This is a genomic window from Streptomyces sp. NPDC026377 (assembly GCF_055567715.1).
Genome location: NZ_JBVHPV010000008.1, coordinates 233,380 through 245,080 on the forward strand (window position 1 = coordinate 233,380; position 11,701 = coordinate 245,080).

General features: G+C 70.1%; 8 protein-coding genes. 1 reads left to right on the plus strand and 7 read right to left on the minus strand.

What is annotated here, in order from left to right; translation table 11 throughout:
• The first annotated feature begins 148 nt into the window (after positions 1-148).
• Positions 149-949 carry an AfsR/SARP family transcriptional regulator gene (locus ACZ4MU_RS19180; protein ID WP_467877723.1) on the plus strand — a complete coding sequence of 267 codons (801 nt, stop codon included), beginning with the start codon at positions 149-151 and terminating at the stop codon, positions 947-949.
• A 6-nt stretch (positions 950-955) separates the two neighbouring features.
• On the opposite strand, the gene ACZ4MU_RS19185 is transcribed toward ACZ4MU_RS19180, so the two are convergent.
• The 7 genes from ACZ4MU_RS19185 to ACZ4MU_RS19215 form a co-directional block, all read right to left on the minus strand.
• Positions 956-4,486: an ATP-binding cassette domain-containing protein gene (locus tag ACZ4MU_RS19185; RefSeq protein ID WP_467877974.1), complete on the minus strand. Its 3,531-nt coding sequence runs from the start codon at positions 4,484-4,486 to the stop codon at positions 956-958.
• A gap of 2 nt (positions 4,487-4,488) precedes the next feature.
• Entirely contained in the window at positions 4,489-6,033 is a 1,545-nt protein-coding gene (locus ACZ4MU_RS19190; protein ID WP_467877726.1) for a tetratricopeptide repeat protein, read from the minus strand.
• Positions 6,034-6,552: 519 nt separating this feature from the next.
• Positions 6,553-6,990: a VOC family protein gene (locus tag ACZ4MU_RS19195; protein WP_467877729.1), complete on the minus strand. Its 438-nt coding sequence runs from the start codon at positions 6,988-6,990 to the stop codon at positions 6,553-6,555.
• Between the two features lie 303 nt (positions 6,991-7,293).
• Positions 7,294-7,647, minus strand: a complete 354-nt coding sequence (locus ACZ4MU_RS19200; RefSeq protein WP_467877731.1) for a beta/gamma crystallin domain-containing protein — start codon at positions 7,645-7,647, stop codon at positions 7,294-7,296.
• Between the two features lie 344 nt (positions 7,648-7,991).
• On the minus strand, positions 7,992-8,450 hold the full coding sequence (locus tag ACZ4MU_RS19205; protein ID WP_467877734.1) for a hypothetical protein: 459 nt from the start codon (positions 8,448-8,450) through the stop codon (positions 7,992-7,994).
• A 166-nt stretch (positions 8,451-8,616) separates the two neighbouring features.
• Positions 8,617-11,238 (minus strand): caspase, EACC1-associated type, encoded by a 2,622-nt coding sequence (locus ACZ4MU_RS19210; RefSeq protein ID WP_467877737.1) that lies wholly within the window; start codon positions 11,236-11,238, stop codon positions 8,617-8,619.
• Positions 11,235-11,579: an effector-associated constant component EACC1 gene (locus tag ACZ4MU_RS19215; RefSeq protein ID WP_467877739.1), complete on the minus strand. Its 345-nt coding sequence runs from the start codon at positions 11,577-11,579 to the stop codon at positions 11,235-11,237. Before ACZ4MU_RS19215 ends, ACZ4MU_RS19210 begins: the two co-directional genes overlap by 4 nt.
• Between the last annotated feature and the right edge of the window lie 122 nt (positions 11,580-11,701).

Here is an 11,701-nt window from a genome sequence, read left to right on the forward strand (position 1 = left end):
GGGCCGCGCGATGTGACCGCGGACCCCTTAAGCCATGACTTAAGGGCGTGGCCGCGGGTGTCCGCGGCATCGAGCATTCAGGGCGTTCCGGCGTATCGAAGGGCGTGCACGAGCACGCCTGAAACTACGGTGAGGAGCGTATCGGGCGATGGACATGCGGTTTCGGATTCTCGGCCCGGTCGAGGTGATCGGCTCCAGGGGCGTGTGGGCGGGACGGATCCCGCTCCGGGCAGCGGTGTTGGCGGTTCTGACGATCGAGAGCAACCGTCTCGTACCGGTGAGTAAGCTCCTGACGGCATTGTGGGACGAGGCGCCCGCTTCGGCGATGGCGAATCTACGCACCCATATCGCGTGCCTGCGGGAGGACCTGGAAGGGGCGGGGCCCGAGTTGTCGGATCGGCTCACCACGGTCCGGGGGGCGGGTTATCGGCTTCACGTGGACCCCGGGGAGCTGGACGTCACCGACTTCCTCCGCCTCGCGACTTCCGCGCACCGGAGTCTGAAAGCGGGGAGCACAGGCACGGCACATGCCGAGTGCCAGCAGGCGCTGGCGCTGTGGCGTGGCCCCTTCGGAACGGGGCTGCCTGCTACGCGGTGGCTGGCGGCTCACGCGGCGGGGCTGGCCGGTGTCTTTCTCGAGGTCGTCGAGAACCTGTATGCCACCCGACTGCTGCTGGGTGACCACAGCCGGCTCGGCCACGATGTGGAGGGGTTCCTTGCCGAGGAGCCCTTCCGTGACCGGGCATGGTTGTTGCTGATGGCCGCGCAGCAGCTCTCGGGCGACTCCGCGCGTGCCCTGTCCACGTTCCGGCGATGTCGTACCCATTTCGCCCGCACGCTGGGGATCCCTGTTCCGGCGAGCGTCGCGGGTCTCCATCAAGCGGTACTGAACCGGGACGACGGACGCGTCTTCGACATCGTCCGGCGCGAAGTGACGGGCGTGTCCTGACGGTCTTCACGTGAGCGGAACGGGCTGTGCCGCGCGGAGGGCGATCCGGTGGTCGGCGAGATCCTGGTTGGCGGTGCGGTGGACCACGGCGATGACGGCCGTCGCGGGTGCGGCCGCGCGGACCGTGAGGATCGCGGCGCGTTCGGCTCGCGCGTCCAACGCGGACGTCGCTTCGTCGAGGAACACCACGCTCGGCCGGTCCGCGAACACACGGGCGAGGTTCACCATCTGCCGTTGCGCCGGGGTGAGTTCCCACAGGACGCGGTCCGGCGGGGGCGGTGGGGTCGCGGTCGCGGCGCACAGGTGGTCAAGGAGTGCGAGCGTGCTGGTCCGTTCTTGGAGGAGAGCGCGCACCGGCACCGGCAAGGAAGGGACGTCGGCGTCGGCGAAGCGCACGAGCGCGCGAGCCCGGTCGCTCAGCGCCGACGGGGGCACCCCGCCGATCAGGACGGTCCCGCTCGCCGCCTCGTGCGCTCCCGCGAGCGTCCTCAGCAGGGTGCTCTTCCCGACACCGGAGGGCCCGGTGAGGAAGGTCAGCGATCCGGGAGCAGCCGTCAGGGTGAACGGTTCCGGCTGCGGCAACCCGTCAGGCATGCGGGAGCGCACCCCCACGGCCTGCAGCGGAGGACCGGCACCGGTTGGAGCAGGGCCTTCTCCGTCAGCGAACCCCTTCGCCAGATCCTCTACGTTTCGCGGCAGGCCCCGCCGCAGCCGGCTCCGGGGCGGAAGGCTCGGTGCGCCCAGCAGCTCCGCCACGCGGCCGATGGCGAGGACCGTACCGTCCATCTCCTGCATGCCCTCCACCAGGACCGCCGTACGCTGCGCGAACGTATAGGCCGCGTAGACGATGACCCCGGCGGCCGGCGTGGTCGTTTCATGGGCGGCCACGACGGCCCACAGGGCGACGAGGAAGACGCCCAGGCCGAGTAGCTCGACGGTCAGCAGGGTGCGCAGCTGCACCCAGGATCTGCGGAGCATGCCCGCCGCCCGGATAGCGCCGAGGTCGTCGAAACGCGCCGACAACGCCCGCCGCAGCGGCACGGAGGTGTGATATCCCGGCGTTCCCAGCGCCCCGCGGGCGAAGTTGAGCAGCGGTCCTCGGCACGCGGCGGACAGATAGGTCGCGGCGGTCAGTGCCGCACGGCTCCTGCGGTAGGTGCGCACACCGAGAACCGCGATCAGGGCCAGCGGAAGCAGCGTCCACCAGCCGGCGGCGAGCACCGTCACCGTAGCCGCGAGCACCGCCACCCACGCCGCGGCGAATCCTGACATCTGGAACGGCACCCGGAGCTCAAGCGTGAAGAAATCGCGGCTGAGCCGTCCCGTCAACACACCGCTGCGCTCGTCGAGCCGGCCGGAGAGCAGAGCGCGTACCAGGGCGGTGTGCACCCGGTCGATCGCGCCGATCGGTGCGCGCAGCGGCAGCCAGGAACGCAGCCAGGCCACGGCCACCCCGACCGCGACCAGCGCGGAGAGCCACCACAGATCACCGGTGCCGGTCACCCCGCGGTCCACCCGGTACACCAGACCGTACTCGACGGTGACGAGCGCGGAGAGGGACAGCACGACGGCGGCGATCGTGGCCGCGGAGAACATGCCCCGTACGTCGCGCCAGAGGTCGATGATCCGCGGTGGTGGGGTGGGGGTGTCGAAAGCGGTGTGGTGCGGGGGGACGTAGCGGTGCGGGAAGGTGTAGCGCAGTCCCTCAGGCGGCTGCTCTGCGCGTCGCCCGGGCGCGAGGGAGGGGGCGCGGCTGTCCGGTGCATGGGCCGCCAGGAGGTCAGCGGCCAGGGCAGGGCCCAGGAGTTGGCGCAATCGTGCGCTCTGTCCCGGCAGCTCCTCGGGGCCGAGCCATATGACCTCGTCGTCCGCGACGACGAGGATCCGGTCGGCGAACCGCAGGGCCTCGTGGCGGGTGGTCGTGTAGAACCGGGTGCCCAGACGTGGATCGTCGTCCAGCACCGCGGCGGCGATCTTCGCCGCGCCGCACGGATCGAGCGGCGCGAAGACATCGTCGAGAAGGAGCACATCCGGCTCCGCGTACAGCGCCTGCGCCAGGCTGACCCGCACGATCTGGCCGTCCGACAGCCGCGCCGTCGACGCGCTCAGTTCCGCACTGTCGCCTCCGGGGCGGCCCGCGAGGTCGTCGGTCAGGCCGCTGCGTACCAGGCTCGCGCTGTACCGGCTCCGGTCCACCGGGCGCTGCCACAGCGTGACCGCCTCGGCGATCGGGCCGTCGAACAGCGGCTGGCCGCGTGTCACCAGGACGGAGTCCCCACCGTGCGCGACGCTCCACCAGGACTCGTGCCCCGGCACTCCGGCGATCCCTTCCAGCAGACTCCTCAGTCGTCCCTGCTCCGGTCCGCACACGAGTACGCGCTCACCGGGCGACACCGTGAACCCACCGCCTGGCTCCGCCCCGGCAGGGGCGAGCACAACCGTGCCCGGAGGGAGCGTGGACGCTGTCGGTGTGGTGGAGATGACCTTCGGCGCCTCGGACAGCAGAGCGGTGACGTCCCGGCCCATCGACCAGGCCATCCGGAGGTTGACGTACGTCGCGAGGTTCTCGTCGACGGCCGACAGGAGCATGCGGACCAGAACCAGCAGCGTGACGCCCTCCCCCGCGGCCAGTCCCGTCGTGAACACCACCCCCAGGAGCAGTGCCGACCAGACCACCACCTGCGGAAGCGCCTGCTGGAGCGCACCCACCCACGCGTTGTGCCGGGCGCGCCGCACCAGGTCGGCCTTCTGCCTGTCCCTGACCGAGGCGAACGCTGTTGTGACGACCGGCTCCAGCTGCTGCCTGCGCCCCATCCGCAGGGCCGGTACCAGCGCGTCGATCAGCGCGGCCCGCCGGTGGTCACCGGTGAGGTACTCCTTGGCGGTCGCGGTCATCCGGTCCACCGGAGCCCGGGCCGCCAGGACCGCGATCGCCGCCGTGACGGCCACACCGAGCCCGATCACCCCGTACAACACCAGCAGGCAGACCAGGTAGGCCGCGATCAGCGTGCTGTAGACGACGAACTCGGCGACGAACGCCGCCTGTGAGAGCTGCTGCGGGTACTCCAGCAGGAATGTGGTCGACGACTTGCCCTGCGTGGCCAGCCATCGCGGGTCGGTGCACTGCAACCGCCGGAAGATCAGTCGCTGGACCGACAGATCCACCCGGTACACCAGTCTGCGCACCTGCCAGGTACTGGTCCAGCGCAGCAGGGTGAAGGCCGCCGCGACGAAGCTGAGCAGGACCGGGGGCAGGAGCGCCGACTCGCCGTGCTCCAGGGGAGACAGGGTCCGGTCGATCGCCCACGGCACCAGAAGCCCGGCCGTGACCACGCCGATTCCGAGCAGCAGATATCCGGTCATGCCCCGCCGGAAGTGCCGCAGCAGTCCGAGCCACAACCCGCGTGCCTCGATGTGGGTCGCCAGCGCCTCGATCTGGTCCCGTACGTCCAGCCCCGCCTCCGCGGCCTCGTCGGGACACAGGTCTCCGGGGTCGGCGTGCGCGCGCCGGTAGGCATGCCGCAGGCTCCCGAACACGCTCAACTGGCGCATCCTTCTCGTACCGCGACGACGTTCGCCTGAACGAGAGCGGAGTCGGGGTAGCGCTCGCCCAGAGCGAGCACCCGTTTGACGGTGTCCGCGGTGGGATGCCCGTGCACGAAGGACTCGGCCTCGATCCGCAGCAGCTCCGCCTCGGGAGCGATGTCGTCGTTCATCGCGGACGACGCCAATTGGTCCAGCCACGTCAGGGCGTCGTCGTACCGCTCTGCCAGGCAGGCGGTCCGGGCGCAGGTGAGTACGGTGTCCTGCTCCAACGGGTCCAGCGCTGCCGCCCTGGCGTAGTGCTCGTACGCGGCGTCGTGCTGTTCCAGGCCGAGCAGTACGTATCCGGCGAGCGCATGGAGGGCCGGTGTGTCCAGGCACTGGCTGATCCCCCGACGGACCACGGCCAGGGCCCGCTTCGGCTCACCGTGGTCGATGAGCAGTTTCGCCAGATCGAACCAGAAGTCGGGATACCGCGGATCCAGTTCGGTCGCTTCCTCGAGCATCTCCTCGGCGCCCGCGACCGAGTCCGGCATCCTGGAGAGGACCCTGCCCAGGTTGTTGCAGAGGATGGACAGGGGAATCCGGTGGGCCTCCCGGTCCGAGCCGAGCTGCCCGATCACCGTACGCAAGGTGCGCACGGCCTCGTCCTCACGCCTCGTCAGGGAGAGAACGAAGGCGAGAGCGTTGCGGTTCATCGCCTTCTCCAGCACTTCACCGGCAGCGACGTCGCTGGTCTCGATGCGCCGCCACGCATCGTTCAGAATCTCCTCCGCACGCGTCATGCTGCGAAGGCTCAACGCGTAATTGCGTGAATAGAGCAGTGACAAGCTGTAGGCGGCCTGGATGCCGGCCAGGCCGGTGTCGGCGTGGGCGATCCGCAGACAGATCTCCGCCGTCCCGAACCGGTGCTGGCCCCGGTAGGCCATGGCCATCACGTCCGCGGCCGCCGCGGACGGCTGGAGCCCCGTCTCCAGGGCACGGTCCGCCAGCCATGCCGCGGTCCAGGTGTCCCCGCAGGTCAGATAGCGCAGCACACGCTCCCGGAATTCTCCCCAGTCCCCCGACGCCGTCAGACCGGTGCGGACCCAGGAATGGTCACCGAGTACACGAACGGTTTCCTCGTCGGGCCGCTCCTCGTCAGCGGGGGCCGCACCCACGCCCGCCCACGACGCGAAGGCCCACGAAGCGAAGGTCACCGAGATCGGCGCCACCTTGGCGAGCACGCTGAAGAAGTCGTGGTCAGCCCGACCGAGGTCACCGGCCACCACCACCTCGACCCCCTCGGGGAACCGTTCCCTCACCACCCACCCGAACTGCCGGAGCCCGGCGAGGCAGCCCTCACGGCCGCGCCACCGGATCTGCCCCTTGGCGTTCTGCCGCTCGTTCAGGCTCGCCGTGGCAGCCGCGGGGGCATGGCTGACGAACCGAACCGCGTGCGCCGACGCGGAGTCCGCCTCCACCGGAATGTGCCGCAGGAACGCCCGGGCAGAGCTGAAAGGTGTCGTCTCACCCGGCACCACGATCCGATCGCGTGTCACCTTCACGTCTCCTTCGCATCGACTTGCCGAGCGTGGCAACCGCTGTGTGCGCGGCAGCAGTCGCGCCGCTGCCGCGCACACAACTGGGGCGTCAGGCGCAGTGCTTGTACGTGGCGTCACTGCGAAGGACAACGGGAGGCCTTGCCGTACCCTTGATCATCTTCATGACTGCATACACCTCCCCCCGCAAAGACACGTCTCGGTCATGGACGAAGCCACCCACGACGGGATCGCCGCACGCGACAACGCAGCAGATCGTGCCGGGGCATTGCACTTTTCCCGCACGGCGCGTGCACGGCGGACGGCGCCGACCGCCGACGGTCGACGCCGTTGCGTCTCAACCGGCCTCCGCCGTATGGCGACGAGAGGGCGGGGCGCGATCCACACGGGGGGCTGCAACGCGGCCGTTGTTCTCAGCGGGTTACGGGGCGGAGGCGTTCACCCTGCTGGACACGGGCCGGGAACGCCACGGCGCGGCGGGCAACCCGCGGCAGACGACGGGGCGACGGCCCTTCGCCGTCAGTTCTTCTTCAACTCCTCGGCGAGCATCACGAGGATGCCGCTGGGGCCGCGAAGGTACGTGAGCCTGTAGACGTCCTCGTAGGTCGCCACGCCGCGCAGCGGATGGCATCCGTGCTTCGCGGCGGTCTCAAGGGCTTTGTCGAGGTCGTCGACCGAGAAGGCGACGCGGTGCATGCCGATCTCGTTGGGAAGAGTGGGCTCCGACTCGATCGCGTCGGGATAGATGTACTCGAAGAGCTCAAGGCGGCCGTGCCCGTCCGGCGTCTGGAGCATCGCGATCTTGGCGTGGTTGCCGTCGAGACCGACGGCGGTGTCGGTCCACTCACCACTGACCGTGTCACGGCCGACGACCGTGAGGCCGAGGTCGGTGAAGAAGGAGATCGTTGCGTCGAGATCGCGAACGGCGATGCCGACATTCTCAAGTCTGATGGCCATGCGGTGCATGCTACCGAGCCGGTCCGGGCGAATCTGGTGCTTCCCGCAAGCACACAGGCGCGCGGCAAGCACCGTCGAGGTCGACCGTGCCCAGTGCGAGGCGCGTGCGGCCCTGAACACCGAAAACATTTTGGACTGCCGATGCAGGCCACGCAGAATATACGTGGCCTGCATCCATCAGCCGGGCAGGAGCGCATTCATCTCGACGAGCAATTCAATTCCCGTAGAGATGAGGTGAAAAACCTGCCGAGAATACGCACCGGCGAGTCGGCACATCCTGTCCGGGGCGTGTCCGCTCGTGTGTCAGAGGATTTCGATGTCCTTCACCCGCGGGGGACGGTTCGGGAAAGTGATGTCCGTCCACCGGTTGATACGGACCGAGTCGCCGTTGACGTCGTAGTAGATCAGATCGTTGTTGCCCGTCGAGATGCGGTCGACCCACCAGCTGCCGAAGGACATCCGGCCCTTGTTGGCGTAGCAGTCCACGCTGCTGGCCCCGTTCAGGTGGGAGTAGATCTTCAGGAAGTTCTCCCCACCACGGCACTCGACGTGGTTGATGGCGAACGCGTTGCCCGTGGGCAGGGCCACCGTCATCGCCGTGGCGGCTGCCATCGCCACGACCACGGAACGGGCGACCCTCTTCGTCTTTGAGATCACAAGTTCTCCTTCATTCGATGCTCGAACGGGGAGGCAGCGCAACGGTCGCACCGACAAAGGCTCGCGGAAAAATATCCGCTTACCTCGCGCGACCCTTGCGTCGTCTCGTCTCTCGGTCTTGCCCGACGAATATCACCCAAGGCAGCTGCACATGGCAATCATCCATGACTTTCCGGTCCGGAATACCCCTCCTGAATGTCTGGATACCCACCGCTTCCCTTACTCCTTTTACAGGCCATGCACCTTTATAGGAAAGGGCTGAACGGGCAGTGCGGCGGGCACCATTACTGCCCGTCGGTGCAGCCGGGGGCCAGCGCCCCGATGTCAGCAGCGGGCTGCCTCCATCAGTACTGCCAGTGGGGGCGGCCGCTCACCATCCGGCAGTAGATCGTCCTCCCGTTGGCCGCATGCGTGGACCGCCCGAGGTCGGCTTTGCGGCAGAACTGGCCGGCGTTGTAGCAGTTGCCGGCGTTGGAGACGATCTCGCAATTGCCGGACTGGGCGGCGCTCGTGGTCTTCGCACTGGGGTGGCTGCCCGGCGCCGGGGGTTTCTGGGTGCGCGTCCTGGTCGGTGTGGGTGCCGGGGTGTGCGGCTTCGCGCTCGCACGGCTCGGTGTGGGCGCCGGAGCGGAGGAGCCGGCGGGAGCCGTGGCCGAAGAGGAGGGAGAAGGAGACGGGGACGCGGAAGGCGGCGTGCTGGTGGCGGTGGCCGCGGCGGTGATCGAGGACGGGGGTGAGGTCGCGGTGGAGCCGCTGTCCTGGCAGCCCGCGAGTGTCAGAGCGGCCGCCAGGGCCGCGCCCACCCAAGCGGCTCTGCCGCGTCGCGAACGAGAGGGTCTGGGTCCGGGTATGCGCATGGTTGAGCTCTCCTGGTGCGGGATCGGATCGCGCACGCGGCGTTCTTGCCGCTCGCGCCGCGCAGCAGGCTACGCTCCCGAGGCACACCGCAAAGGGTGAACGGTGGACCGTCTAGGGCAGTTGAGGCTCCGTCAGGCCGAGAGGGGCTGAAGGCTCCGAGAAGCCGGGGGTGCGCCCCATACGGACCGCCCGGGACGACGGATGGGCTATGGCCCTCGTCGACGGGCCCTCCTCAATACCGGGGCCGTGCCGCAACTGGTGTGCCCGCTCCATCAGCCGGCGTGCGTACGCGTGGTTCTCCAGGGCCCATTCGACCTTGGCGAGGAGGCGGTACGCGTAGCTGAGTGCGGCGGGATCGTCGATCGCCTCGAACCGGTCCAGGGCCAGGCGCGCATGGGGCTGTGCCTCCTTGAACTCTCCCGTCTTGCGGAGCGCCTCGGCCACCGTCGCGAACGCGTGCGCGGCCCCTTCCTGATCGCCCCGCTCGTGCAGCAGCAGGGCCGCTCGTCGGGCCGGTTCCACCGCCTGTCGATGCTGCCCGGCATGGATGCGCAGGGCCGCCTCGCCCACGAGACACTCGGCGAGCAGCCCCTGCTCCCCGCTCTCCTCCGCGTGGGAACGTGCCTCGGTCTGGAACCGCAGGGCCTCGTCGACGAGATCGGCGGCCAGCGCCCGTTCGGCGAGGGCCATGAGGTGCCTGCCGTGCGCGGCGGCGCCCCGTGGTGCCCGGGCGGCCGCGCGAAGCAGGGAGGCGGCCACCTCCTGGCGGGTGGCCGAGGGGTCGGCCGCTGTCAACGGGGCTCGCGTGGGGCGGGGTTGGGTACCCAGTCGGGTCAGTGCGGCCCGGGCGCGGGTTGCCCCGGTGTTCTCGCTGGTGCTCGTGGCGTACCGATGGGCGGCCTCGGCTTCTTCCCTGGCCTCGTCGGGCCTTTCCTCCGCGTGCAGGGCGTCGGCCACGTCACAGGTCAGCTCGGCCGCCAGGCTCCACCGGTCCTCGCGCGCCGCCCGTGCCGCCGAGCGCAACTCGTCGAGTGCGGCGGCGCGCCAGGGACGAGCGCTGTCGTCGTGTTCAGCCCCCAGGCGCCGGCGCAGATGTGCGTACAGAGCGGCTCTGCGCTGGACCTCCACCGCGGGCGTGGTGCGCGCATAGCCGCGGTAGAGGTCGTGGAAGGCGTAGCGGTCGCCCGCGCGCTGGAGGAGGCCGACATCGACCAGCTCTTCCAGCATCAGCCCGCAGATGCCGGGGGACAGTCGGCACAGCGCCGCGGCGGAGCGGCGGTCGAAGTCCGGCCCCGGATGAGCGGCACACTCCTGGAGCACCTGCTTCTGCTGAGCGCTGAGCGCCTCGTACGACACGGTGAAGGCCGTACGGACGCGATCGTCGTCGTCGTGCAGGTGTTGCAGCGGCCGGTCCGACTCCCGCATCGCGTCGAGGAGCAGGTCGGGCGGGGTGCGGCGGAGCCGGGCGGCGATGGGGCGCAGCGCGAGCGGGAAGCAGCTCAGCAACTCGGCGATCTCGGCGAGTTCGCGGTCGTGGCCGATGAGCCCGCTGATGTCCTGGAGCAGGGCCACCGCGTCGGCCATCCGCAGCGGGGCCAGGGCGTGGTGGCGCACCTGGTGCGGCGCCAGCGCTTCGGTGAGCGAGGCACGGCTGGTGACCACGATCAGCGCCTCGTGCGGCGCCGCGTCCGTCCGGGAGAGGTCGGCGGGCCCCGCGATGTCGTCGAGCAGGACGACGGGGACACCAGCGGTTCCGGGTTGCCCGCGGCCGTCGGCGAGCTGCCGGTACAGCTCTGCCGCGAGCGCTGTCTTGCCCACCCCGGGAGGCCCGTGGACGACAAGGACGCCCGGTCCCTCGGCCGCCAGCGTCGCGAGCTCCCGCAGCTCGCGCTCCCGCCCGAACAGCCGGGTGGCGGGCAGCGGTCGCGCCGCTTCGGTGCCACGGCCGGTTTCGTGCGGGGCCGGTGCGGTGAACGCGGGGTTGTGGAAGATGGCGATCCGCTCGCCGGAGTTGTGGGCGCCGATCTGGGGGTGCTGGGGATGTTCGCGCGTACTGAGGGTCTGGTGCAGCCGGGCGTGGAGGGTGCCGAAGTCGAGCACCGGTCCGGCTTCGGGTACGCCTGTGCGCAGCAGTGTGAGCATGGCTCCGGTGAAGGCGGACAACTCCTCGTCGGCCAGGCAGTAGGCGACCTCGGTGGCCGCGCTCGAGGTGAGGACGCAGACGCCGTCGATGTCGGCGGCCTGTCGCAGCACGGTTTCGGGGGCGCTCATGCCTCCTTCCACGGCGGCTCCGCTGAAGCAGCAGTCGAGGACCATGGCGCACTTGAGGCCGTGGCGCCGGTGTGCCGACCGTACTTCGTCACGGATGTGCGCGTAGGGCAGGGCACGCCACATCTGCTGTTCGTTGGAGTCGTGCAGGGCGAGATGGAGTTCGGTGGGCCGGTCGGGGTGCAGCAGTCCGTGCCCGGCGTAGTAGACCAGCAGCGTGTCGGTGGCTTCGCCCACCGCGGCGGAGATGGCGCGCATGACGTCAGCGCCGTCGGCCTCGCCGTCCAGTACGCGGCAGCTCGCCGGGGCCAGACCCCATACGGAGTCGTCGCACAGCGCGTCCCGCAGCGCGGCGATGTTCCGTTCCACGGCGGGAAGTTGGCCGAGCCGCCCGGCTGCGGCGTAGCGGGGCACGCCGACCAGGACCGCCCGGGAGGCCGCCGGGTCGGACAGCAGAGCCGTCATGTGTCGGACGGCTCCCGCCGGGCTTGCAGGACGCGCAGCACATCCTCCGCCGTCCCCTCCAGGACGGTCCCGTCGCTCTCGGTGATCCGCACGGTCGGCGTCCGCACGCCTCGGGGGCGTCGCCAGGCGGCCGTGGTGACGAGCAGCCCGATCAGGCCGACCGCACTGTTCGCCACGGCGGTGATCGTGTCCACGGACCCCATGGTCGTGACCGGTGAGGCGGGGGCGTCCGTGGACCTGATGGTGATGCCGGCCCGCGTCACGGACGGGTCGCGGCGCAGCCACCCGGCCAGGGCCGTGGCACTCGCGGCGCTGCCCGCACTGATCCGTACCTCCGCCATCCGGCTCCCCCCGTGGCTCATGTGACCAGCAACAGCTCGGCAGGGTCAGGATTCCAGCTCCGGTCGGCGCATGGGAAGACTTCCCCGGCCTTTCCCCCGCAGGAGGACAGGGAGTTCCCGTC

Bases quoted from the DNA above. Each gene is read 5' to 3' on its own strand.
- ACZ4MU_RS19195 (WP_467877729.1), bottom strand. From the start codon at position 6,990: ATGGCCATCAGACTTGAGAATGTCGGCATCGCCGTTCGCGATCTCGAC.
- ACZ4MU_RS19210 (WP_467877737.1), bottom strand. From the start codon at position 11,238: ATGACGGCTCTGCTGTCCGACCCGGCGGCCTCCCGGGCGGTCCTGGTC.
- ACZ4MU_RS19180 (WP_467877723.1), top strand. From the start codon at position 149: ATGGACATGCGGTTTCGGATTCTCGGCCCGGTCGAGGTGATCGGCTCC.
- ACZ4MU_RS19215 (WP_467877739.1), bottom strand. From the start codon at position 11,579: ATGGCGGAGGTACGGATCAGTGCGGGCAGCGCCGCGAGTGCCACGGCC.